At 38.6% G+C, this 24,320-nt stretch carries 21 protein-coding genes; 13 read left to right on the forward strand and 8 right to left on the reverse strand.

Annotated features, from left to right (window positions below):
- Positions 1 to 8: 8 nt before the first annotated feature.
- The 13 genes from pheT to ACYUCW_RS11100 all read left to right on the forward strand — a co-directional run bounded on the left by pheT (position 9) and on the right by ACYUCW_RS11100 (position 14,044).
- Positions 9 to 2,396, forward strand: a complete 2,388-nt coding sequence (gene pheT / locus ACYUCW_RS11040; RefSeq protein WP_163748528.1) for a phenylalanine--tRNA ligase subunit beta — start codon at positions 9 to 11, stop codon at positions 2,394 to 2,396.
- A 4-nt stretch (positions 2,397 to 2,400) separates the two neighbouring features.
- The gene (ihfA, locus tag ACYUCW_RS11045) at positions 2,401 to 2,697 is read left to right on the forward strand and encodes an integration host factor subunit alpha (protein WP_004242612.1); all 297 of its coding nucleotides are present in this window, start codon (positions 2,401 to 2,403) and stop codon (positions 2,695 to 2,697) included.
- Positions 2,698 to 2,979: 282 nt separating this feature from the next.
- A complete protein-coding gene (gene btuC, locus ACYUCW_RS11050) occupies positions 2,980 to 4,014 on the forward strand; it encodes a vitamin B12 ABC transporter permease BtuC (RefSeq protein ID WP_004242613.1) in 1,035 nt (344 codons plus the stop codon).
- Between the two features lies 1 nt (position 4,015).
- A complete protein-coding gene (locus ACYUCW_RS11055; RefSeq protein ID WP_004242614.1) occupies positions 4,016 to 4,765 on the forward strand; it encodes a vitamin B12 ABC transporter ATP-binding protein BtuD in 750 nt (249 codons plus the stop codon).
- A 134-nt stretch (positions 4,766 to 4,899) separates the two neighbouring features.
- Positions 4,900 to 6,045: a UDP-4-amino-4-deoxy-L-arabinose aminotransferase gene (arnB, locus tag ACYUCW_RS11060; RefSeq protein WP_460408596.1), complete on the forward strand. Its 1,146-nt coding sequence runs from the start codon at positions 4,900 to 4,902 to the stop codon at positions 6,043 to 6,045.
- Entirely contained in the window at positions 6,045 to 7,025 is a 981-nt protein-coding gene (gene arnC / locus ACYUCW_RS11065; protein ID WP_004242618.1) for an undecaprenyl-phosphate 4-deoxy-4-formamido-L-arabinose transferase, read from the forward strand. Before arnB ends, arnC begins: the two co-directional genes overlap by 1 nt.
- Positions 7,025 to 9,007 (forward strand): bifunctional UDP-4-amino-4-deoxy-L-arabinose formyltransferase/UDP-glucuronic acid oxidase ArnA, encoded by a 1,983-nt coding sequence (arnA, locus tag ACYUCW_RS11070; RefSeq protein WP_004242621.1) that lies wholly within the window; start codon positions 7,025 to 7,027, stop codon positions 9,005 to 9,007. The genes arnC and arnA overlap by 1 nt, the downstream gene beginning before the upstream one ends.
- Positions 9,007 to 9,900 carry a 4-deoxy-4-formamido-L-arabinose-phosphoundecaprenol deformylase gene (gene arnD / locus ACYUCW_RS11075; RefSeq protein ID WP_004242622.1) on the forward strand — a complete coding sequence of 298 codons (894 nt, stop codon included), beginning with the start codon at positions 9,007 to 9,009 and terminating at the stop codon, positions 9,898 to 9,900. The genes arnA and arnD overlap by 1 nt, the downstream gene beginning before the upstream one ends.
- A 7-nt stretch (positions 9,901 to 9,907) precedes the next feature.
- A complete protein-coding gene (gene arnT, locus ACYUCW_RS11080) occupies positions 9,908 to 11,569 on the forward strand; it encodes a lipid IV(A) 4-amino-4-deoxy-L-arabinosyltransferase (RefSeq protein ID WP_004247947.1) in 1,662 nt (553 codons plus the stop codon).
- Positions 11,569 to 11,910, forward strand: coding sequence for a 4-amino-4-deoxy-L-arabinose-phosphoundecaprenol flippase subunit ArnE (gene arnE / locus ACYUCW_RS11085; protein WP_004247948.1), 342 nt, complete (start codon positions 11,569 to 11,571; stop codon positions 11,908 to 11,910). Before arnT ends, arnE begins: the two co-directional genes overlap by 1 nt.
- A complete protein-coding gene (gene arnF / locus ACYUCW_RS11090; RefSeq protein WP_017628171.1) occupies positions 11,907 to 12,308 on the forward strand; it encodes a 4-amino-4-deoxy-L-arabinose-phosphoundecaprenol flippase subunit ArnF in 402 nt (133 codons plus the stop codon). The genes arnE and arnF overlap by 4 nt, the downstream gene beginning before the upstream one ends.
- Positions 12,309 to 12,455: 147 nt before the next feature.
- Positions 12,456 to 12,947, forward strand: a complete 492-nt coding sequence (locus ACYUCW_RS11095) for an NlpC/P60 family protein (RefSeq protein WP_017628170.1) — start codon at positions 12,456 to 12,458, stop codon at positions 12,945 to 12,947.
- 77 nt (positions 12,948 to 13,024) lie between these two features.
- Positions 13,025 to 14,044: a lipoate--protein ligase A gene (locus ACYUCW_RS11100; RefSeq protein ID WP_017827232.1), complete on the forward strand. Its 1,020-nt coding sequence runs from the start codon at positions 13,025 to 13,027 to the stop codon at positions 14,042 to 14,044.
- A 116-nt stretch (positions 14,045 to 14,160) separates the two neighbouring features.
- Here the strand turns inward: ACYUCW_RS11100 and ACYUCW_RS11105 are convergent, their stop codons facing one another.
- The 8 genes from ACYUCW_RS11105 to budA form a co-directional block, all read right to left on the reverse strand.
- On the reverse strand, positions 14,161 to 14,529 hold the full coding sequence (locus ACYUCW_RS11105; RefSeq protein ID WP_004242629.1) for a helix-turn-helix domain-containing protein: 369 nt from the start codon (positions 14,527 to 14,529) through the stop codon (positions 14,161 to 14,163).
- Positions 14,530 to 15,121: 592 nt separating this feature from the next.
- Positions 15,122 to 16,324, reverse strand: coding sequence for an L-2-hydroxyglutarate oxidase (gene lhgO / locus ACYUCW_RS11110; RefSeq protein ID WP_004242630.1), 1,203 nt, complete (start codon positions 16,322 to 16,324; stop codon positions 15,122 to 15,124).
- Between the two features lie 17 nt (positions 16,325 to 16,341).
- Complete coding sequence (locus tag ACYUCW_RS11115; protein ID WP_460408599.1) at positions 16,342 to 17,055, reverse strand: FadR/GntR family transcriptional regulator; 714 nt, start codon at positions 17,053 to 17,055, stop codon at positions 16,342 to 16,344.
- Positions 17,056 to 19,023: a TRAP transporter permease gene (locus ACYUCW_RS11120; protein WP_004242632.1), complete on the reverse strand. Its 1,968-nt coding sequence runs from the start codon at positions 19,021 to 19,023 to the stop codon at positions 17,056 to 17,058.
- 12 nt (positions 19,024 to 19,035) lie between these two features.
- Entirely contained in the window at positions 19,036 to 20,070 is a 1,035-nt protein-coding gene (locus ACYUCW_RS11125) for a TAXI family TRAP transporter solute-binding subunit (protein WP_460408601.1), read from the reverse strand.
- Between the two features lie 405 nt (positions 20,071 to 20,475).
- Positions 20,476 to 20,988 (reverse strand): DedA family protein, encoded by a 513-nt coding sequence (locus tag ACYUCW_RS11130; RefSeq protein ID WP_163748911.1) that lies wholly within the window; start codon positions 20,986 to 20,988, stop codon positions 20,476 to 20,478.
- A gap of 168 nt (positions 20,989 to 21,156) precedes the next feature.
- Positions 21,157 to 22,836: an acetolactate synthase AlsS gene (gene alsS / locus ACYUCW_RS11135; protein ID WP_163748908.1), complete on the reverse strand. Its 1,680-nt coding sequence runs from the start codon at positions 22,834 to 22,836 to the stop codon at positions 21,157 to 21,159.
- Positions 22,837 to 22,900: 64 nt separating this feature from the next.
- Positions 22,901 to 23,737: an acetolactate decarboxylase gene (budA, locus tag ACYUCW_RS11140; RefSeq protein WP_004247954.1), complete on the reverse strand. Its 837-nt coding sequence runs from the start codon at positions 23,735 to 23,737 to the stop codon at positions 22,901 to 22,903.
- Positions 23,738 to 24,320: the final 583 nt, after the last annotated feature.

Here is a 24,320-nt window from a genome sequence, read left to right on the forward strand (position 1 = left end):
ATTATCTCATGAAATTCAGTGAACTTTGGTTACGTGAGTGGGTAAACCCAGCAATTAGTAGCGAAGAGCTTTCTGAACAGCTAACCATGGCTGGCCTTGAAGTTGATGGTGTAGAGCCTGTTGCCGGTGATTTTCACGGTGTTGTTGTGGGTGAAGTGGTTGAATGTGGACCACACCCAAATGCAGATAAACTACGAGTGACAAAAGTCAATGTCGGTGGTGAGCGTTTATTGGACATCGTGTGTGGTGCGCCAAATTGTCGCCAAGGCTTAAAAGTTGCTGTAGCAACGGTTGGGGCGGTATTACCGGGTAACTTTAAAATTAAAGCAGCCAAACTACGTGGTGAGCCTTCAGAAGGTATGCTGTGCTCTTTTTCTGAATTAGCTATCTCAGAAAACCATGAAGGCATTATCGAATTACCTGCTGATGCACCTATCGGTACCGATATTCGCGAATACTTAAAATTAAATGATAATGCGATTGAAATCAGCATTACACCAAACCGAGCAGATTGCTTAGGTATTATGGGGGTTGCTCGCGATATCGCGGTCATTAATAAAATGACATGCCAAATCCCTGATATGTCACCAATTGCAGCCACTTCTTCAGCGACATTTCCTGTGCGAGTTGAAGCACCACAAGCTTGTCCTCGCTATTTAGGTCGTGTTTTCACTAATGTGAATGTGAAAGCGAACACACCATTATGGATGCAAGAAAAATTACGTCGTGGTGGTATTCGCTCTATCGATCCAATCGTTGATATCACTAACTTTGTCTTACTTGAAATGGGACAACCATTACATGCGTTTGATCTTGACCATGTCGATGGGGCTGTGGTTGTTCGTATGGGCAAAGAGGGTGAAAAACTAACTTTACTTGATGGTAATGAAATCACCTTAAAAGATGATGTACTGGTTATTGCTGATGAAAAACAAGCATTAGGAATGGCAGGTATTTTCGGTGGTGAATCTTCTGGTGTTAATGAAGAAACTAAAAACGTATTTTTAGAGTGCGCATTCTTCTCTCCATTAGCGATCACCGGCCGTGCACGTCGTTATGGTTTACATACCGATGCATCTCATCGTTTTGAGCGTGGTGTTGATTCAGCGCTGCAATATCAGGCCATTGAGCGAGCAACGAAATTATTACTCGAAATTTGTGGTGGTGAAGTGGGTGAAATTATTGATGTCACCAATGACAGCTATTTACCCCATGTCGCTCCTATCAAATTAACACGTGCAAAATTAGACCGTTTATTAGGTCATGTTATTGATGATGAACAAGTTGTTGATTCGTTAACACGTTTAGGTTTTGGCGTCACCGTTGAAAATGACGGGTGGTTAGCCACTGTGCCTTCATGGCGTTTTGATGTTGAAATTGAAGAAGACTTAATTGAAGAAGTTGCACGTATTTACGGGTATAACAATATTCCAGATGTACCTTTACGTGCCGATCTGATTATGACAGACCACCGTGAAGCGGATCTGCCATTAAAACGTGTGAAAACTATGCTGGTTGATAATGGATTCCAAGAAGCTATCACTTATAGCTTTGTTGATCCGAAGATCCAAAGCTTACTACATCCTAATGAAGAAGCGTTGATCTTACCTAACCCAATTTCTGCCGATATGTCAGCCATGCGTTTGTCATTGTTGACCGGATTATTAACCACAGTGGTTTACAATCAGAACCGTCAACAGGCTAGAGTTAGGTTATTTGAAGCAGGTCTGCGTTTTGTTCCTGATAATCAAGCAGAATATGGAATACGTCAGGAACTTATGCTAGCTGGTGTGATCGCGGGCAACCGTTATGAAGAACATTGGACTTTAGAGAAGCAAACTGTTGATTTCTTTGATTTGAAAGGTAATATTGAATCAATTCTGGAATTGACAGGCCAGTTAGATGAAATTACATTTAAACCAGCCAATCATTCAGCGCTCCATCCGGGACAAAGTGCTGAGATTTATCTGAGAAATGAATATATTGGCTGTATTGGTGTTGTTCACCCAGAGCTTGAACGTAAACTTGATTTAAACGGCCGTACGGTAGTATTCGAAATACGTTGGGACGCAATCGCAAACCGCAATTTACCGCAAGCGAAAGCTGTTTCACGTTTCCCTTCGAATCGTAGAGATATCGCTGTAGTTGTTCCAAATGATGTGGCTGCAGAAGATATTTTAGCTGAATGTAAGAAAGTTGGCGGAAATCAAATAGTTGGCATAAACTTATTTGACGTGTATTGTGGTAAGGGAGTAGCGGAGGGTTATAAGAGCCTCGCTATTAGCTTAATCTTGCAGGATATCGAGCATACTCTGGAAGAAGATGAGATTGCTGCCACAGTCAATACCTGTGTTGCAGCATTGAAACAGCGATTCCAAGCATCCTTGAGGGACTAGACCTATGGCGCTTACAAAAGCTGAAATGGCAGAAAATCTGTTTGAAAAACTTGGCGTTAGCAAACGCGATGCAAAAGACCTTGTAGAAGCCTTTTTTGAGGAAGTGCGTCGTTCTCTGGAAAATGGAGAACAGGTGAAGCTGTCTGGATTCGGAAACTTTGACCTACGTGATAAAAATCAGCGCCCAGGTCGTAACCCGAAAACAGGGGAAGATATTCCTATTACAGCCCGCCGTGTTGTAACTTTCCGCCCGGGACAAAAGTTAAAAAGCCGGGTTGAAAATGCGACACCAAAAGAGTAATACTTAAACACCAAAACGGCTTTCTATTGAAAGCCGTTTTTTTTCGACTTACTTCTACGATTTACTCCTTCTATTTTTCTTTTGCTTATCTGTGATAAGCGCCTAATAGTCATTTTATTGTTTAAATAAGATGTGCTTGAGGGGAATAATCATTGGTTTAAAATTAATCATACTGGAAGGTTTATTTCCTTAGGATAGAAAATTATATTTTCTTCATTGAAAGGGACTGTGTTATGTTGCCCTACATTTATTAGCAATATATTTATAAAAATAGCGTAATTTATGGGCTATTTACTAAACAATATGAATAATCAATATGATGATCCGCTTAATCAATTACGACACAAACAGCAAATTAGTGATAAGCTAAAACTCACTTTGCTGGTGTTAGTTTTATTTGTTCTTATTGTTATCTCACTTTCAGCCGGTGAAATTTGGTTATTCCCCAATAAATGGCTCACTGAAGAAGCTAGTTTATTTATTTGGCAAATTAGGCTTCCAAGAATATTGGCTGTGATGATGGTTGGCGCAAGCTTAGCGATTGCTGGTGCCATTATGCAGGCAATCTTTGAAAATCCGTTAGCAGAGCCGGGACTTTTAGGTGTAAGTAGTGGTGCGGGTGTTTGTGTTGTGTTACTGATTGTTTTCCAATTAGGAACTGCATACTGGTTAATAAGCAGTGCCGCGATATTAGGGGCTTTGGGGATCACCTGCTTATTAATGTTTTTCTCACAAATAAAAAAACTATCTAATGCTCAATTATTATTAATAGGCGTAGCATTAGGGGTATTAGCAAGTGCTGTTATGACTTGGCTGGTCTATTTTAGCTCTGCGTTAGATTTAAGACAATTAATGTACTGGCTTATGGGGAGCTTTAGTGGCATTGACTGGCGTCACCAAATATTATTTTGGGCATTACTTCCAATCATCACACTTCTTATTTGGCAAGCCGATATTTTAAATTACCTTTCTCTGGGGAGTTTTGAAGCCAAAAAACTCGGCATTTCTGTGATTATATGGCGTAATTGGTTTATTTTAACCGTTGGTTTATTAATTGGTTTTAGCGTTGCTCTAGCCGGCGCAATTAGTTTTGTCGGGTTGATTGTACCGCATTTATTACGATTGTCTGGTATCACACATTATAAAACCTTGTTACCGGGCTGTGCTTTAACGGGAGCGAGTTTACTGATATTCGCTGATTTAATATCAAGGCTGATGTTAAATGGCGCAGAAGTCCCTATTGGCGTGATAACTGCCACCTTAGGCGCACCTCTTTTTATTTGGTTATTAGCCACTAAACAGATGGAGCGCTTATAATATGGCACAATTAAAACTATATAAATTAGCTGTCAATAAAAGACTATATGGTATTACTGAACAAGTTAATGATGGCGAACGCATTCATTTAATTGGTGCGAATGGGGCGGGTAAAAGTACGTTGTTAATGGCCATTGCTGGTGAAGTTTCATACGTTGGAAATATATTTTTAAACGAAACTTCAATGAGAGATTATAAAATTGCCGAACTTTCTAGAATACAAAGCGTTGTTAGACAACAATCGTTAGCTTTGCCATTTATGCCAGTGTTTCATTATCTTTCTTTATCCTATCAGTTATCAAAAATGGATATTCAAGAATTGAATGCACTATTAAGCGATTTTCAAATCAATAAATTATTGTCAAAAAATATTCATCATTTATCTGGTGGGGAATGGCAACGTGTTCGGATTGTTGCCACTTTTATACAATTATGGTCAAGCGATGATTTAACAGGAAAATTAATGATGCTTGATGAGCCGACAAATAATTTAGATATTGTACAACTTACTTTATTGGATAAATGGCTAGATAAATTTTGTCTACAAGGTGGCAGTATTATTATGAGCACTCATGATTTGAATCATTCTTATCTAAAAGCAGATAAGTTATGGTTTATGTTAGAGGGAAAAATAATCAACTCAGGTGACTCAGCACTTTTGTTGGATGAAAATTTATTATCTACTACATTTAATACTAAGATTAGATGTAATAGATCAGCAAATAGTGTAATTTGGCAAGTAATAGAGTGATGTTATTGAGTCAGAGTCTGCGCATCGGAAATTATTAAGCCTTCTTTAAGGCTTTCTTAATAACAACGGGTGCTGTGAAACAGCAAATTGTATATAATTAGTTTTTATTCATTCATTAATTAGGCTACATCTTTATGAGTCACTTTCTTCCATTCTCCCGTCCTGCTATCGGGGATGAAGAGATTAAAGCAGTTGAAAGCGTTTTACGCTCCGGCTGGATCGCAACAGGTCCCCAAAATCATCAGCTAGAACAAGATTTTTGTGAAAAATTTGGTAGCAAACATGCTATTGCGGTTTGTTCTGCAACAGCGGGTATGCATGTTGTTTTGATGGCGATGGGAATAGGGCCTGGTGATGAAGTTATTACACCTTCCCAAACTTGGGTATCAACTATCAATATCATTACGTTATTAGGCGCAGAGCCAGTAATGGTCGATATTGATCGTGACACATTAATGGTTAGCGCTGAATCGGTAAAAAAAGCGATTACCCCAAGAACCAAAGCAATTATCCCTGTGCATTATGCCGGAGCGCCTTGTGATCTTGATGCACTCAGAGCGGTTGCTGATGAAGCGGGCATTCCTCTAATTGAAGATGCAGCACATGCGATAGGTACTCGATATAAAGATGAATGGATAGGTGAGAAGGGAACTTCTATTTTTTCTTTTCATGCCATTAAAAATGTCACTTGTGCCGAAGGTGGATTAGTTGTTACGGACGATGATGAATTAGCCAATCGAGTCCGTTGCTTAAAATTTCATGGTTTGGGTGTTGATGCTTTTGATCGTCAAGTCCAAGGACGTAAACCTCAAGCGGAAGTCGTTGAGCCTGGTTATAAATATAATCTCTCGGATATTCATGCTGCTATCGCGGTAGTGCAATTAAGTCGCTTAGAAGAAATGAATGCTAAACGTGCTGAGTTAGTTGCCCTTTATCGTGAAAAACTTCAAGATTCACCATTGGAAATGTTAAGTGTGCCGGAATATCCACACTTACATGCTAACCATCTCTTTATGGTCAGAGTTGATAAAAATGCCTGTGGTATCGATCGTGATACATTTATGGAAAAACTCAAACAAAAAGAGATTGGTACAGGGCTTCATTTCCGTGCTGCGCATACACAAAAATATTATCGTGAGCGCTACCCTTCGTTATCCCTTCCTCAATCAGAATGGAACTCTGCAACGTTATGCTCGCTGCCGCTGTTTCCTGATATGAGCAATAAAGATGTTATTCGCGTTGTCGATGCGATCAATGAAATTCTTTCGGAGCATATCTAGTGTCAACATTTGAAAAAATCAATAAAGTATCAGTCGTTATTCCCGTTTATAACGAGGAAGAGAGTCTCCCACAGCTTTTAGAGCGAACAATCAAAAGCTGTAAACAGTTAGAACAAGAGTATGAGCTGATCCTTGTTGATGACGGAAGTAGCGATAATTCAGCAAAAATGCTAGAAGAAGCTGCCAACATTGAAGATAACCATGTTATTGCGATTATTTTAAATCGCAACTATGGTCAACACTCCGCTATTATGGCGGGTTTTAACCAAGCTGACGGGGATTTAGTCATTACCTTAGATGCTGATTTACAAAACCCACCAGAGGAGATCCCCCGTTTAGTGGCAACCGCAGAAGAGGGGTATGATGTTGTCGGAACTCGACGCCGTAACCGTCAAGATTCGTGGTTTCGTAAAACGGCCTCTAAAATGATTAATGCCATGATAACCAAGGCAACAGGTCGTTCAATGGGCGATTATGGTTGTATGTTAAGAGCATATCGTCGTCATATTATTGATGCGATGTTGCAATGCCATGAGCGTAGTACTTTTATCCCAATTTTAGCGAATACCTTCGCTCGTCGTACGATTGAAATTGAAGTTGCTCACGCTGAGCGTGAATATGGTGATTCAAAATACAGTTTCTTAAAACTCATCAATTTGATGTACGACTTATTAACCTGTCTGACAACTGCACCATTACGTTTATTAAGTGTCGTAGGTAGTGTGATTGCTGTTGCCGGCTTTTTACTTGCCGTATTATTGATTGTACTACGACTTATTTTCGGTGCAATTTGGGCGGCAGACGGAGTGTTTACACTCTTTGCTATCTTATTCATGTTTATCGGTGCGCAGTTCGTTGCAATGGGTCTATTAGGTGAATATATAGGCCGAATTTATAATGATGTAAGAGCGCGTCCTCGGTATTTTATCCAAAAAGTGGTTGGCGTTAAAAAACCCAACAAAAATCAGGAAGAAGACTAATGAAAGCAATAGTATTTGCCTATCATGATATTGGCTGTGTTGGTTTAAAAGCACTTGAAAAAGCGGGTTTCGATATTCAAGCTGTATTTACCCATACTGACGATCCTAACGAAAATCATTTCTTCTCATCCGTAGCGCGTGTTAGCGCAGAAATGGGATTAACTGTGTTTGCTCCAGAAAACGTTAATCATCCATTATGGATTGAGCGTATTCGTGAGATGAAGCCAGATGTCATTTTCTCTTTCTATTATCGCCATATGCTAAGCGATGAGATCCTGAATTTAGCACCTAAAGGTGCATTTAATTTACATGGCTCTTTATTACCTAAATATCGCGGTCGTGCACCTATCAATTGGGCCATTGTCAATGGTGAAACTGAAACTGGTGTCACTTTACATAAAATGACGGCTAAAGCAGATGCTGGTGATATCGTTGCACAAGAAAAAGTAACGATTGAAGATACTGATACTTCATTAATTTTACATGAAAAAGTCAGAGAAGCTGCGGCGAAATTAATGGCTCATACGTTACCGCATATCGCCTCAGGTAACTATTCAACAACAGCGCAAGATGAAAGCCAAGCAACTTATTATGGTCGTCGTTGTGCTGATGACGGTTTAATTGACTGGAATGCAGATGCTAAAACGGTTCATAATTTAGTTCGCGCCGTTACTGAACCATACCCAGGTGCTTTCACTTTCTTAGGTGAGCGCAAAATGATTATCTGGCGTGCACGTCCAGTGGCAGATAACCAAGGTAAACGTCCGGGTACTGTTATTTCAACTGAGCCTTTAGTTATCGCATGTGCGAAAGGTGCAATTGAAGTTATCACAGGTCAAAGTGAAAATGGTCTTTATGTTCAAGGCAGCCGTTTAGCCACTGAAATGGGGATCGTGACAGATGTACGCGTTGGACCAAAAGCAACAGCACAAGTGAAACGTCGTCAACGTGTACTGATTTTAGGTGTCAATGGCTTTATTGGTAACCACCTAACCGAGCGTTTATTAAAAGATGGTAACTATGATATCTACGGTATGGATATCGGTTCATCAGCAATTGAACGCTTTATTGGTAACCCTCGTTTCCACTTTATTGAAGGTGATGTCAGCATTCATACAGAATGGATTGAATATCACATCAAGAAATGTGATGTGATCTTGCCATTAGTAGCGATTGCAACACCGATTGAATATACCCGTAATCCATTACGTGTATTTGAATTAGATTTTGAAGAGAACTTAAAAATTGTTCGTTATTGTGTTAAATACAATAAACGTATTATTTTCCCATCCACATCAGAAGTATACGGTATGTGTGATGATAAAGAGTTCGATGAAGATAATTCACGCTTAATCGTCGGTCCTATTAATAAACAACGTTGGATTTACTCTGTTTCTAAACAGTTATTAGACCGAGTTATTTGGGCTTATGGTGCTAAAGAAGGGCTGAAATTCACTTTATTCCGTCCATTTAACTGGATGGGGCCACGTCTTGATAACTTAAATTCAGCGCGTATTGGTAGCTCTCGTGCAATTACTCAGTTAATTTTGAACCTAGTGGAAGGTTCACCGATTAAACTGGTTGATGGTGGTGAGCAAAAACGTTGTTTCACTGATATTAATGATGGTATTGAAGCATTATTCCGCATTATTGAAAATCGTGATAACAAATGTGATGGTCAGATCATCAATATCGGTAACCCAACTAACGAAGCAAGTATTCGTGAGCTAGCAGAAATGCTGTTAGATTGCTTTGAAAAACATGAGTTACGCGGTCACTTCCCTCCATTTGCTGGCTTCAAGAAAATCGAAAGTAGCAGTTACTACGGTAAAGGCTATCAAGATGTTGAACACCGCAAACCAAGCATCAAAAATGCTGAGCGTCTATTAGATTGGAAACCAACTATCGAAACACGCCAAACGGTAGAAGAGACATTAGACTTCTTCTTACGTGGTGCAGTTGAAGAGTTAGGTAATAAGTAATGAAGAAAGTTGGCTTGAGAGTCGATGTGGATACTTATCGGGGTACAAAAGAAGGTATTCCACAATTGCTGGATGTCTTTAACAAGCATAACATTCAGGCCAGCTTTTTCTTCAGTGTCGGTCCAGATAATATGGGGCGCCATTTATGGCGCCTTTTAAAACCGAAATTTCTGTGGAAAATGCTAAGGTCGAATGCCGCTTCATTATATGGACTGGATATTCTATTAGCCGGTACGGCGTGGCCGGGTAAAAAAATTGCCAAAAATTTAGGCTATTTGATGAAACAAACCCAAGATGCGGGGCATGAAGTCGGATTACACTCATGGGATCATCAAGGTTGGCAAGCTAAAGTAGGCCGTTGGTCAACAGAAGAATTAATGCAACAGGTTCGTTTAGGTGTAGAAGCACTGGAAAAAGCACTTGAAAAACCTGTAAAATGTTCTGCGGTTGCTGGGTGGCGTGCTGATGAACGTGTTCTAATGGTTAAAGAAGCTTTCCAATTTGACTACAATAGTGATTGTCGGGGAACGCATCCATTTAGGCCAGTTCTAGAAAATGGTTCTATCGGTACAGTGCAAATTCCAGTAACATTACCAACTTATGATGAAGTGGTCGGTACTAAGGTAAAGGACGAAGATTTTAATCAATTTATTATTGATGAAATCAAAAAAGATCAGGGTATACCTGTTTATACTATTCATACCGAAGTTGAGGGAATGTCAAAAGCGGCTCAATTTGAGCAGTTATTGGCAATGATTGCAAACGAAGGCATCGAATTCTGTCCATTAAGCCATCTACTACCACAAGATATAGACATGCTTCCGATGGGTAAAGTTGTCCGATCTGACTTTCCAGGTCGAGAAGGCTGGTTAGGGTGCCAACAAGAGGTCTAACAAAACTATGTTGAATAACCGGGCGAGTAAAATCGGGGCCATCCTCTTGGCTCTTTTTTTTGTTCTTACCTACTTATTTCCATTGAACAGCCGGTTATTATGGCAACCTGATGAAACACGTTATGCGGAAATTAGCCGTGAAATGGTGGTGAGCGGGAACTGGATTGTTCCCCATATGCTTGATATCCGCTATTTTGAAAAACCAGTAGCAGGTTACTGGATTAATAATATTAGCCAGTTAATATTTGGCCACACTAATTTTGCCGTACGCTTTGGTTCAGTTATTTCTATCCTATTAAGTGCGTTACTTATTTATTTATTAGCACGAATGATGTGGCGTAATCGCCAAGTCGCTTTTGTGGCTAGCTTAATTTATTTATCCATGTTTTTGGTGTTTAGCGTCGGAACTTATAGCGTACTTGATCCGATGTTAGCGCTTTGGGTTACTGCAAGTATGGTGTGTTGTTTTTGGGCGTTGAAAGCAACCACGGTAAAAACGCGTATATTGGCATGGATAACGCTAGGTTTAGCTTGTGGTATGGCCTTTATGACCAAAGGCTTTTTGGCATTAGCTATCCCTGTTATTGTGATGATCCCTGTAACCCTTTACCAAAAACAGTTCACTCGGATGTTACTCTATGGTGTGCTTGCTGTTTTAAGTGCGGCGTTAATTAGCTTGCCATGGGTTTTAGCGGTGGCGAAGGCTGAGCCTGATTATTGGCATTATTTCTTTTGGGTTGAGCATATCCAGCGTTTTTCTGGTGATGATGCTCAGCATAGTTCCCCTTTCTGGTATTACATCCCTATAATTTTACTGGGTGTTATTCCTTGGCTTGGATTATTACCAGGGGCACTAACTAGTGCATGGAAGAAGCGCCGTAAGCGTCCTGAACTCTTTTTCTTACTATGTTGGTTTGTAGTACCTTTCCTATTTTTTAGTATCGCGAAAGGTAAATTACCTACTTACATGTTGCCATTTATGGGACCGTTGGCGATGCTAATGGCCAAATACGGTGTAGACTGTGCTAGAAAATTTAAAATGAAAGCACTGCGCATTAATGGCTATATTAATATTTTTATTGGTGTTGCTGCTGTTGTTGCGATATTAATTATTCAATTGGTTTCTTCTAAACCTATCTATATGCCTTATGAATGGTCCAAATGGGTATTAGCGATTGTCGCTTTCTCATTATGGGGCATCATTGGTTATCTCTGCTCTACATTAAATGGTAAACATTGGCTATGGGCAGCCTCTTGCTCTTTAGGGGTAAGCTTATGTATTGGGCAAGCCATTCCCAATAGCTCTATTGATGGCAAATTACCGCAAGAGTTTATTCGCCAAAATATCGATACCCTCAATGCGAGCAAATATATAGTCAGTAACAGCGTTGGTGTGGGGGCTGGATTAGCTTGGGAATTGCAACGTAGCGATATCTACCTTTATGAGAGAACAGGGGAATTAACCTATGGAATTGAATATCCAGATTCTCAACATAGATTACTAAAACCTGAAAGTTTTGAGCAATGGTTAGAAAATGCCAGAAAAGAAGGTAATGTCTCTGTGGTGATCACTTATAAAGATCCGAAGAAACTGGCACAGATGCCACGACCTGAAGAGTTAGTGACGAATCGTCGTATGGCTATTTTGACCTATGAGAAACGTAAGTAATGGCCTTTTTTTTATTACTTATTGTTAGTTTGCTAACCTGTATTGGCCAAGTTTGTCAGAAACAAGCAGTGGTGAGTTGGCAAAATAATTCAACCACTAAAGCCAGAAAGACGATTTTCTGGCTTATTACTGCCATCGCTATGCTAGGCTTTGGCATGTTATTTTGGTTACGTTTACTGCAAATCCTCCCACTTAGTATTGCTTATCCGATGTTGAGTATTAACTTTATTGTCGTCACTTTGATAGGCCAATTTATCTATAAAGAGACGGTTAATGTGAAACATTGGATTGGTATTGCCTCGATTATGTTAGGTATTGTGTTGATGAGTATGCAGTCATGAAAACCGGTTACTTATGGGCTATCGCCAGCGCATTATTAGTCACAGTTGCACAACTACTGTTAAAACTAGGTATGTCAGAATTACCTGATCTGCAATTAGAAAAACAGTGGTTTGATCTTCATTGGTTATGGGCAAACATAATACCTATCAGCGTTGTTTTCGTGGGACTGATTGGCTACGTACTGTCAATGGTTTGTTGGTTATTGACTTTACGTACAATCCCCCTAAACAAAGCTTATCCACTCATCAGCCTTAGCTATGTCTTTGTTTATATTCTCGCGGTGGTTTTACCTTGGTTTCAAGAAACGCTGTCGTGGTCTAAAACAATAGGTATCATTTTTATTATGCTAGGTGTTTGGTTAATAAGCCAAAAAACGGAGCAAACAACATCGCATTAGCTTAACTTAGAGAGTGTTATTCTCTCTTTAAAGTGAGCTATTGTGCGATTGACACTATCAATGCTTGTGTATTCACCTTCAATCACTTGTTTTTACGTAAAAAAGCAGATAGATTTTAAATCTATTGTCAATAATTGGGTGGATGCAATGAGAAAGCCTACTTTTTATTCTTTCTTACTCTGTATTATTCTGCTAGCTGGATGCTCATCGAGTCCCTCTAAGCGTTTCCCACCCGCGCCCCCGTTAAAAACGCAACTTTCTGATCCTATTATGGTCATTGTGCAATTAAAATCTCAGCTAGAGCAATGGTATGGTACGCCTTATCGCTATGGTGGCATGAGCCCATCCGGTATTGATTGCTCAGGGTTTGTGTATAGGACTTATAGTGATCGTTTTGATATACAACTGCCAAGAATGACTATCGACCAAACTAAATATGGTACACAAATTAGTAAAAGTGATTTGATGCCTGGTGATTTAGTATTTTTCAAAACCGGAGGAGGGGATAACGGGCTTCATGTTGGTATTTATGATACTGACAATACCTTTATTCATGCTTCTACCAGTAAAGGCGTTATTCGTTCATCATTAGATAATGCGTATTGGAAAAAAACTTTCTGGCAGGCTCGTCGATTGTAATTTTGTGCCATTGAAGGCGCTAACCTACTGAGTGTTATGCTATCTTATAGCTAACTTTTTTCATATAGGGATATCTTATGTCAGGCAAATTGCGTCTACTTCTTTCTGAGTCTTATGATCCATGGTTTAACCTCGCGGTTGAAGAGTGCATTTTTAAACAGATGCCAGCTGATCAACGAGTCCTTTTTTTATGGCGTAATGATAATACTGTGGTGATTGGTCGAGCACAAAACCCATGGAAAGAGTGCAATACCCGAAAAATGGAAGAAGATGGTGTGAAATTGGCGCGTCGCTCAAGTGGTGGCGGTGCAGTATTTCATGATCTAGGTAATACCTGTTTTACCTTTATGGCAGGCAAACCCGAATATAATAAAACCATTTCGACGCAAATTATTTTAGATGGGTTATCGAAAGCCGGCATACAAGCAACGGCATCAGGACGAAATGATTTAGTCGTACCATTGGCTGATGGTGAAAGAAAAATTTCTGGCTCAGCCTATAAAGAGACAAAAGATCGTGGTTTTCATCATGGTACTTTATTAATTAATGCTGATTTATCTCGTTTAGCTAACTATTTAAACCCAGATCCAAAAAAACTACAGGCGAAAGGGATCACTTCGGTGCGCTCTCGTGTCACTAATTTAGTGGAATTAAAACCCGATATAACTCATGAAAAGTTATGCCAAGCGATTACTGACAGTTTTTTTGACTATTATGGTGAGCGTGTTGAAGCTGAAATTATTTCACCACAAAAATTACCTGATTTACCGGGTTTTGCAGAAACATTTGCAAAACAAAGTAGTTGGGAGTGGAATTTTGGTCAAGCGCCTGCTTTTTCACATCTATTAGATAATCGCTTTAAATGGGGTGGTGTTGAGCTGCACTTTGATATTGAACGCGGTACGATTATTAGAAGCCAAATTTATACCGACAGTTTAGATCCCGCACCATTAGAAAAGCTATCGCAGATGTTAGTTGGACAGCGTTATGCTTCTAGTTCGATGAAAAGACTATTAGCGCAATTAATAGAGCAGTACCCAAATAACCAATCAGAGCTTGAAGAGCTGCAACAGTGGCTTGTTCATGCGCTTTCTTAATTGATTATTATCTATTTAAGAAAACGACTGACAATAAAATGGTTTGATATAATAAACAAAGCGGGAAAACATGATGTTTTCCCGCTTTGTTTTGTCAGTCAATACTTCTGGCTATATTAGCTATTTTCACATGACATAAAACGACGTGTATCTGGTAACTCACCATGTTCTCTAAATTTAGCTGGTGTAGTGTTGAAGTGTTTTTTAAAGATACGAGTAAATGTTGCTTGGGAACTAAAGCCATACATCAAAGCAATATCTAAAATGGACATGTCTTTTTCTTGTAAAGACTTTGCTGCTTCCAATAAGCGACGTTTACGTACATATTCGCCTAATGTGCAACCTTTAAAATCTTTAAAAATACGTTGCAAATGCCACTTGGAGTAGCCACTTTTATTTGCAATCGTATCAATCTTTATACCCTCATTACGTTGTAACTGAGTTTCTAACCATTTCAGAATATCATTAACGACATTTTCAGCCATAAAAACCTCCCACAATAGGTGGGGACATAGTGCCCAATTAAATAGAATAGTAACGTATGTTATTTGTAATCTATTTTAAGCATAGAGGAAATAATAGGTAGGCAAAAAGTGCTTTTTATGATTGATAATCATTATCAAAGCAATAGAGATAAGTAATAAACAATGATTGATAGATAGTCTATCAAAAAGAAAGTGATAAGTTTTATAAAATTGGCGCATTTTATTTTATTGAATTTACTCTATTATTTAACAATCGCTAAATTTTGTTATAGCTGTTGTTTTGCAGACTGTTATATTATTTTGATAAAAAATCAATTAAATCATTGATGAAGATGTATTTCAAATCCAATTTTATTGGTTGAAATCGTTTTATTAATGATTAATTTTTCTAATTAAAATAAGTATTGATACTTGGTTGTTTAAAGTGCTTTTATCAATATATAAAGGCTGCATAAATCTGTCAAAAAACGGTTATTGCTTAGGGTGTGGGATTGTCGACAGGAAGGGGGATGGCGGAGGATAAAAGCAGATATACTAAATAAGCTCACTCACAGACAACGAGAGACACTCTGCGAGTGAGACGAAAGATTTTTTATAATAAAAAATGCTCTCTTACAATTTCACGACCAATTTCAATTGATGCTGTTGCGGCAGGAGAAGGGGCATTACATACATGTAATGAACGTTTACCTTTAACAAAGTGAAAATCATCGACTAATTTTCCTTCGCGAGTTAAAGCTTGGGCGCGTACACCTGCCGGACCTGGGTGAATATCTGCTTCACGTAGAGCAGGAATAAGCTTTTGTGCATTTTGGGCAAACAGCTTGCGTGAATAGGAACGACGTAATTCGGCCATCCCTTCACCTAAATAATTTCCGGCTATTTTCCAAAATCCTTTATAGGTTAGTACTTCAGTGAGATCTTTTAAGTCAATATCACTTTTCTTGTAGCCTTCACGTTTAAAGGCTAATACGGCATTAGGGCCTACGTCACGATGCCCGTTATACATACGTGTAAAATGGACACCTAAAAATGGGAAATCAGGATTCGGCACAGGATAAATAAGATGATTAACTAAATAATTTTTATTTGAGTTGAGCATAAAATATTCGCCACGAAAGGGAACTATCTTCATGCCGGTATCGTAGCCCGCCATTTTTGCTACCCGATCACTAAATAATCCAGCACAATTAATCAGCCACTTTGCGGTAAATTGTGTTGTGGATGTGGTGACTGTTACCGTTTCGTCCGTTTCATTAATCGCATTTACTGCTTGGTTAAAGGCAAATACTCCACCTCGAGCTTGAATGATTTCAACGTGTTTGGCGGCAATTTCCGGATAGTTGACAATACCGGCATCAGGAACAAGCAAAGCAGCAATACCATTAACATAAGGCTCTCTGGCTTTTAGCTCGCTCTCGGTCATTTTAATCACTTCAAGGCCATTTTGTATTCCACGTTGATAGATATTTTCTAATGCTGGTAGCTCTTTTTCATCAGTTGCCACAATCACCTTGCCACAACGATCGTAATAGAGATGATGCTGTTTACAAAAATTGTAAGTCGTGATGTTACCTTGCTTAGCGAGTCTTGCCTTTAGGCTTCCTGGTGTATAGTAAATCCCCGAATGAACAACATTGCTGTTATGGCCACTTTGATGAACGGCGGGGCCAGATTCCTTATCAATCACCAGTACTTTAAGCTCAGGTTGGCTTTCTTGTAATGCACTGGCAACCCCTAATCCTACTAATCCTGCACCGATGATAATTACGTCATAAGTCATAATACTACCCATATAATCCAGTATAAGAGTTAATTTTTTTCTTGTTGTAAGCGCTTTAACTTTCCATGTACATTGGCTAAATGAAGACGCATTTTGTGGCTAGTTTCATCACTATCTTGTTGTCTTATTGCTTCAACAATAGCTTCATGCTCTGCAATAACACGCTCAGTTTCGGCAATACGTCCTTTATTTTGGCTTAAGGAATACATCAATACGCCAAGATAAAGCTCATGTAAGTTATCGAGGATGCGCACGAAAAAAGGATTATGTGAAGCAACCATAATGGCACGATGAAATTGATAGTCTTCTTGATGACCAATGTTGTTGTTTTTCTGCGTGGCTAAGATAAAGGCCTGATGTGCTTGCTCTATCGTCAGCAATTCTTCTGGTGTTCGGCGTAAAGCGGCAATGGCTGCCGCTTCATGTTCAATGACCTCACGCATTTCAAGCAGTGATTCAATTTCTTGAGGACAAGCAATTTCCATCACAATAGGTTCGTATTTACTCAAGATAGAGTGGTCAATAACGCGTCTACCGCCCCCTTGGCGTGACGTAATAATGCCACTCGCTTCTAATACCCCTAATGCTTCTCTGATGGGAACTCTGCTAACGCCAAAGGCGTCAGCGAGTACATTTTCAGACGGTAGTTTTTCACCAATAGGATAGGTCCCGTCATAAATATTTTGCTTAATTTGATCAAGAATTTGTTGCGACGCTTTTTGGCGTGAGATCTTTTTTATCATCTAGTTTTCTCCAGATACTTGCCCTACATTGACCAACTGTTTTTTAGAGCGCAACAGATGGAAAGCGCCAGTAAGTAAGATCAACGCCATACCTAATAAATCGGTATATAGTCCGGGCTTAATCATTAAAATAGCGGCCGCTGCAAAGGCGATACGTTCAAACCATGTTGTTTTGATTATCCAAAAATTCGCAGTGGCAATACTTAGTGCATAAATTCCCACTAATGCACTAATGACCATTAACCCGATAGAGATAACACTTAAATTATCACCTTGCATCAGTAATGCAGGGTTATAAACCAAAATAAAAGGAATAATAAAACCAGGGAGTGCTAAACGTACCGCATCCCATGAAGTTTGCATCGGATCGGCTCTCGCAATACTTGCTGCCGTATAGCTCGCTAGGGCGACCGGAGGAGTAATATTGGATAACGCGCCAAACCAGAAGACAAAGAAATGCGCTGCTAAAGGCATCACACCGGCTTTAATTAAAATAGGTGACACTGTAACGGCAACCACGATATATAGAGCAGTTGATGGTAAGCCCATACTTAATACAATACAGACTAACATCACAACCAGTAAGATCATCCATAATGTATTGTCAGTCATAGAGACAATATTAAATGCTAAGGTCGCACCGATACCGGTCATGGTAACAACACAAATAATCACACCAATGGCAGCACAAGCGATAGTCACTTGTACCGAGCCACGAGCCGCTTCTGCTAAAGCATCGGCCACTTTAGTTAATGTCATTCGTACCGTTTTATCAGGTGTTAGCCAGCTGGCAACAATAATGGTTAATATACCAAGAAAACCCGCATAAATAGGGGTTTTACCCATTAATAGCGTGCCAATTACAATAATTAAAGGTAATAGCAATAAACCGCGTGCTTTTAATACCGCTTTAACTTGTGGAATATTCTCTTTGCTAAGTCCTTTTAAACCTTGTTTTTTCGCTTCAATATCAATTGCCATGATCAAGGCCGCGTAATAGAGCAACGCAGGAATAATCGCGGCAATAACAATCGTGGTATAAGAAATTCCCAAAAAGCCCGCCATAATAAAAGCTGCCGCACCCATAATTGGTGGCATGATCATTCCACCTGTAGATGCAGTAGCTTCAACGGCACCCGCAAAACGTGATGTTAAGCCAATGTTTTTCATTAATGGAATGGTAAAGGTTCCCGTAGTGGCTACGTTGGCGACCGCGCTACCACTTAATGAACCTGTTAATGCTGATGAAATGACGGCAACTTGAGCAGGCCCCCCACGGCGACGTCCCGCCATGGCTAGCGCTAAATCATTAAATAGTGCTGTGGCACCACTAACACTTAAAAACGAACCGAATAAAATAAATACCACGATAGCGGTAGAGGCAGTAGAGAGTGTAATACCAAAAATACCTTCACTGGTCATAAATAAACGATATAACAGTCTCTCTACAGAAAATCCTGCATGACCAAAAATACCCATAAAGTATTGGCCAAATAGGGCATAGATAATGGCGAATGTGGCTAGGCTAGGAATAAAATAGCCCGTTGTTCTTCTTGCTGCTTCAAAAAGAACAATAATGCCAAGAATTGCCATCGCATAATCCATTGTGTTGGGAATACTTTTTCTTACCACATGGAGATCAACATAGTTAAAGAAAAAATAGCCATAGCTGATTAATGTTAAAGCGATAAAAAGATAATCCCAGCCATTAAATTTTGCGGTAGAAAATCGTTTAGAGAATGGAAATAAAATAAAACCAAGGATCAAAATACCACTAAGAAAAATAGTATTACGATAAAACTCTTGGGTGTTGGATAAGGCATTAGAGTAAATAGCATACAACGAAATGAATATCGCCAGCGTGGTGGTGATTTTTAAATAGATACCGGTAAGGTGACGAGTGCCTGAGCTAGCTTCTTTATCTAATGCTGGTGGCTCTACCGGAGTTAGGTGGTCATTATTAGTCATAACTCACTCCTGTTATTTATTATTAGTTTGCGTTTGAGCTTCAGGTGGAATTAAATAGTCAGGGATATCTAATCCAATTTCTTTGTAATAACGATAAGCTCCAAGGTGTAATGGCACAGAAACACCTTTTAACGCATTTTCGGTGGTGATGTATTTTGCAGCACTATGTACTTGATGAACTTCTGGTAAGTTTTCAAACATGGTTTTAGTCAATTCATAAACTAACTGGTCATCAATACTTGTGGTTGTCATTAAGATATTAGGTTGTGCAATGGTGTTTACTTTTTCTGCTTGGCGAGGGTAGGTATTTGCTGGTATTTCAAAGCGAAACCAAGAGTTAGCAATATGATTAATATCATCAAGTTGCTTATCAGTCACTTCAAGTAATTTGGCATTAACATCACTGGCATACATATCGGTAACCGCAGAGGCGGGAACACCCGCAGGTAATGCTCCCCCATCAAGGCGTCCATCACGCATTGCTGAAACGGTATCTCCATAACCAAGATATTCAGGAGTGATCTCTTTTTTAGTTAAATTCACACCTTTAAGAATGATAATGGTCGATTGTTCAGTGCCACTGGCTTGTGGCCCGACAGAGAAGCTGGTGGCACGAATATCATCCAATGTTCCTGTTTTTACTTTGTCATTCATTAAGACAAAGTGCTCTACATTTGGCCAAAGCATTGATATAGAACGTAGATTTTTTTCTGGTTTGCCTTCAAAATTACGTACACCTTCGTAAGCTTCCACAGCTAATAGACTTTGTAGAATAGAAAGCTGAGCTTCGTTTTGTTGCATTAAATAGATATTTTCAATTGAGCCAGCAGAGGACTGCCCTGTGACTTGTATTCCTCTATCCTTGAGGTGGGTGCTCCAAACATTGGCTAAACCGACTCCCATCGGGTAATAAGTTCCTCCTGTTGAGGCCGTTGCTACAGAGAGAAATTGCTTATTGGCATTCTCTTTTTTGCCGATCATTGCTAGTGATACAACAGCAATAACAGCAACAATACCGATGGCAAGCTTTGTTTTTCTTATTCTCATGATGTTGTTCCTGTACATAAAAACGCAGGTGAATATTTCACATCAACTTGTATACAACATGACAACTTTTATAGGTAAAGGAAGGTTACGAAATTGTGAACTGGGTTGATTAATTTGATACGTGAATGTAACAAATTGTGATCATGATGGTAATTATGTAAATTATATCCATAATCAAGGGGTTTTTATCAAGAAGACAGAGAAAATATCGATAACTTGGGGTATTTGAAAAATAATTCACTAAAAAATAAATTAATAATAGATTTTCTAAAATAAATAACTATTTACATTAAAGGAATAAATAAGAGCAGAGAGGGGCGAGAAAACAATAATTAACGGGTATGGCTAACAAATAAATATCAAAATTAGTCAATTAAAGATAATAAATAATTAAAAATTATTATTTTATAATGAGATGGAGAGTACGTCATTGGCTATTAAAATAAATACTCCTGACCACACTAAGGCTGAAACAGCACTTGTTAGATAAATACCATAAATGGGGAGTTTTAATAAACCTGCGCTAAAAGGCGTAAGGTAGCGAAACACAGCTAAAAAGCGTGAAATAAAAAGAATAAAGAATGCTTTATTTTTTAACAGTTGTTGTATACGTAAGATCTTTGTTTGATAGCGGGTAACCCATTTATTTAAGCGAGGGAAATAATAAATGGAACGTCCTAACTGATAACTCGCTATAGATCCTAATAAGGCACCTAAACTAGTTGCTAACCAAAGTAAAATAGGCGAATGGAAGGGCAAGCAAACCCCAAATATTAAGATCAGCATTAACGATGCGGGAGGTAAAAAGGATGAAATACCAATAGTAGATTTTCCCGCAGTGAGTAGGGTAATAGTAAAAAATAAAGCGATAGGAGAAACATGACTTAATGTGTCAAGCATTGAATGGAGTATCTCCATTTTATTCTCCTTTGATAATATTTTGCCCCTTTAGTATAGAGTGCATCTTTATACCAGACTGTCCGTTAGCCTAGCAAAATTTAATGGTCAGAAAAAGTAAGTCAAGAGCTTGTAAATAAAATGCCCCTCCATTTTAATGACTAATCCGTTAACTGGAGGGGCTTATTACTAAATAATTAAATTATAATTAATGTGCTTCATTAATTTATCGTTATCACGATAATCAACAGGAATGGCTAACACAGCAGGACCATCAATAGCTATCGCTTTACGTAAGGTTTCACGAAGTTGAGATGCGCACTCAACAGAAAATCCTTTAGCACCAAAAGATTCTGCATAGCGTTTAAAATCAATGGGACCAAATTTTACGCCAGAAGGACGGCCATATTTTACCTCTTCTTGCATCTCCACCATATTATAAGCATTATCAACCCAGATAATATGCAATATATTGGTATTAAGACGAACTGCGGTTTCTAGCTCCATTGAAGATTGCATAAATCCCCCATCACCAGAAACAGAGATAATTTTATCGCAAGGGCGTACAAAAGAAGCGCCTATTCCCCAAGGTAATGCAACTCCCATGGTTTGTTGGCCATTAGAAATTAGCATTTGTCTCGCTCTAAAACTATAAAGGTAACGTGCAAGCCAAATATGAAAACTCCCCATATCAATACAAAGAGTGACATCGTTATCAATGATATCTTGCATTTCATGTATGATAGTTAAAGGATGAATAGGTGTGCCTTGTCTAAAATAACTATTTTGTTGCAAAATTTCCCTTTGCTGACGTATTTTCTCTAGTATTCCTTGGCTCTGATTAGACAATTGTAATTTTGAATTAGGCTGGTGAGTTAATTGTTGCGTTAACTTATCCAGTGTTAATTTAATATTGCCTGTTAATTCTAAGGCAGGGCAGTAAGCTAAATCGATTTCAGCTTGGATCTCATCAATATGGATAATATTGGCATTATGACTGTTCCATAAGGAAGGCTCATACTCAATCGGGCTATAACCTAAAGTGATAACTAAATCAGCGTGTGCCAGTAATTCATCCCCTGGCTGATTATTAAATAAGCCAATTCGCCCGGCAAAGAGTGGAAAATGGCGATGGGCAATAGCCCCAGCAGATTGATAAGTACCTACAATAGGAACAGGAAAAATATCAAGGAAATTCTGTAAGGCAAGAGCATTTTCCGGATCGCTGGCTTGAAGCCCTATTAATATCACAGGGTTTTTCGCTTGTAATAATAAGCTGATCGCTTCTTGAATTGCACTATCACTCGCCGGACCTAAATTAGGTTTGGATTTAGGTGTTAATAACGGGCTATCTACCTCATTATTGAGTATATCCATTGGAAAGGTTAAAAAAGCTGAGCCGGGACGACCTGACTCCGCATGACGAAAAGCATTGGCTAACGTCTCTGAAATTGATTGTGAAGAATCAACTTCAGCGCAAAACTTAGTGATTGGGTTAAACATTGTTACTGTGTCCATACTTTGATGAACCAGTTTAAGTCTATCCGTAGATTTAACTGAGCCTCCTAAGGCAACTAGAGGATCACCTTCTGATGTAGCTGTCGCAATGCCCGTTGCTAGATTAGAACAACCGGGACCAGAAGTGGCTATCGCCACACCCGCTTTACCGGTTAAACGTCCTACCGCACCCGCCATAAAAGCTGCATTGGCTTCGTGACGCACAACAATAGTTTTAATTGTTGAATCAACCAAAGAATCAAAAACACGGTCAATTTTGGCTCCGGGGATCCCAAAAACTTGTTTAACACCATGTTGTTCTAATTGCTTAACCACCAAGTCAGCACCGCAATTCCAATGATGAGAGTTCATAAAACCTTCTTTAAGTTTGCAAGTGAATGAATAAAAACAGAATGACCTTTAGGAATGATTACTTTCAGTTTTCGGCTTGTTCTATTGCCTGATGAAGGTCATCGGGCATTAAATTAGCTTCTAAGAATGTTGATTGATGAGGTAAGTCAATAGTAAAACGAGAGATAACACCGATTTGTAGGGTGCCTTTTTTTAATTGATAATCAAGTACATGGCCACCACCTTCACGTTGGTGATTAATATAATGCTCATGAAATCCAGCAACATTAAGGCCTTGAGTAAATTGCGGGGAACGAAAGCCGGCAATAATACCCATTTCATCGTGAAAGGTAAAAATAGGCTGATTTTCAATGGCTTCTAGCATGGGCACATAAGGAGGCTCTTGACGTGGCACTGTACGTGTTTTAACTAATTCAAATTCGCCTTCAATTTTGATGGCACAAAATAGATTATCGGAAGGGACATATTGGTTAATAATATTGTGAACCTGTTGTTGGGAGACAGGAGCCGAAAACTGATGTGTAATATCAGGTTTAAAGAATGTCATTACAGCAAAAGGCGAGCCTTGATCTGGACGGGCTTCTCGCGCACTGCCATCTGAACGTAATTGAAAAACGTTACTATCAAAGGCGACCAATTCGCCATCAAGATGATTAAAAGTACCTAAACCAAAATCACCATGCTTTAATAAATCAGCAATAGTAACATCACTATCATAAACACCAGCAATAAGACTACTCATTAAAGAATTTTGGTAGATAGTACATTCTGGATGTTTATTAATATAATGATTTAAAGAAGTTATTATTTCTTGGGTGCAGTTGCAGGAACTATGAGTATTTTTATGGTTATGGGTGATATCACTATTATCTCGCTCGATATGGTTAAAGCTAGTTTTCATAATGAAGCAGATCCTTATTTATTTAGATAGACATTCATCAACTATCAATTTCATTATTAGCCCTATAGGTAAGATTTTCAAATGTTTTAATTGATATCAAAAAAGATGTGATAATCATAGAGAGTGAGATTAAAGCTATTTTATTGTTTTTTATAAATTTAATTTTACGTGTAACTTTATTAAAAAAAAATTAAAAAAATATCAATGTTATTGATGAGGTTGCTTTGTTTGTTTCTATTGGAAACTATAAAATAATGTAATTATTTTGAGCGATTATGAGTAATCACAAGGAAATTAAAGAAGAATTTAAAGAAAATGGATATTAATAGTTTTTTATTTTTCAAATAGTAAGAATAAAAGAATATATTCTATTGTTATTTATTATATTTGTAATATGTTAGAAATAGAGTGGTAGGGTTATTTTAGGTAAATTTTATATTTTATACGTATTACTGTTGAAATATTTTAGGTTGGTTTCTGTTGTTAATATCGCAGTGGTGCCAGTAATAATGAAAACCACTGGATTGTTTCACGATAACGGCAAGAGGGGTATAACTGCCGTGCTCTTCGTAGCAATAAGTTT

The organism is Proteus sp. MB838 (genome assembly GCF_054767435.1).

Excerpts from the sequence above, each read along its gene's own strand:
- pheT (WP_163748528.1), top strand. The coding sequence starts at position 9 with ATGAAATTCAGTGAACTTTGGTTACGTGAGTGGGTAAACCCAGCAATT.
- ihfA (WP_004242612.1), top strand. The coding sequence starts at position 2,401 with ATGGCGCTTACAAAAGCTGAAATGGCAGAAAATCTGTTTGAAAAACTT.
- btuC (WP_004242613.1), top strand. The coding sequence starts at position 2,980 with ATGGGCTATTTACTAAACAATATGAATAATCAATATGATGATCCGCTT.
- ACYUCW_RS11055 (WP_004242614.1), top strand. The coding sequence starts at position 4,016 with ATGGCACAATTAAAACTATATAAATTAGCTGTCAATAAAAGACTATAT.
- arnB (WP_460408596.1), top strand. The coding sequence starts at position 4,900 with ATGAGTCACTTTCTTCCATTCTCCCGTCCTGCTATCGGGGATGAAGAG.
- arnA (WP_004242621.1), top strand. The coding sequence starts at position 7,025 with ATGAAAGCAATAGTATTTGCCTATCATGATATTGGCTGTGTTGGTTTA.
- arnD (WP_004242622.1), top strand. The coding sequence starts at position 9,007 with ATGAAGAAAGTTGGCTTGAGAGTCGATGTGGATACTTATCGGGGTACA.
- arnT (WP_004247947.1), top strand. The coding sequence starts at position 9,908 with ATGTTGAATAACCGGGCGAGTAAAATCGGGGCCATCCTCTTGGCTCTT.
- arnE (WP_004247948.1), top strand. The coding sequence starts at position 11,569 with ATGGCCTTTTTTTTATTACTTATTGTTAGTTTGCTAACCTGTATTGGC.
- arnF (WP_017628171.1), top strand. The coding sequence starts at position 11,907 with ATGAAAACCGGTTACTTATGGGCTATCGCCAGCGCATTATTAGTCACA.
- ACYUCW_RS11095 (WP_017628170.1), top strand. The coding sequence starts at position 12,456 with ATGAGAAAGCCTACTTTTTATTCTTTCTTACTCTGTATTATTCTGCTA.
- ACYUCW_RS11100 (WP_017827232.1), top strand. The coding sequence starts at position 13,025 with ATGTCAGGCAAATTGCGTCTACTTCTTTCTGAGTCTTATGATCCATGG.
- ACYUCW_RS11105 (WP_004242629.1), bottom strand. The coding sequence starts at position 14,529 with ATGGCTGAAAATGTCGTTAATGATATTCTGAAATGGTTAGAAACTCAG.
- lhgO (WP_004242630.1), bottom strand. The coding sequence starts at position 16,324 with ATGGGTAGTATTATGACTTATGACGTAATTATCATCGGTGCAGGATTA.
- ACYUCW_RS11115 (WP_460408599.1), bottom strand. The coding sequence starts at position 17,055 with ATGATAAAAAAGATCTCACGCCAAAAAGCGTCGCAACAAATTCTTGAT.
- ACYUCW_RS11120 (WP_004242632.1), bottom strand. The coding sequence starts at position 19,023 with ATGACTAATAATGACCACCTAACTCCGGTAGAGCCACCAGCATTAGAT.
- ACYUCW_RS11125 (WP_460408601.1), bottom strand. The coding sequence starts at position 20,070 with ATGAGAATAAGAAAAACAAAGCTTGCCATCGGTATTGTTGCTGTTATT.
- ACYUCW_RS11130 (WP_163748911.1), bottom strand. The coding sequence starts at position 20,988 with ATGGAGATACTCCATTCAATGCTTGACACATTAAGTCATGTTTCTCCT.
- alsS (WP_163748908.1), bottom strand. The coding sequence starts at position 22,836 with ATGAACTCTCATCATTGGAATTGCGGTGCTGACTTGGTGGTTAAGCAA.
- budA (WP_004247954.1), bottom strand. The coding sequence starts at position 23,737 with ATGAAAACTAGCTTTAACCATATCGAGCGAGATAATAGTGATATCACC.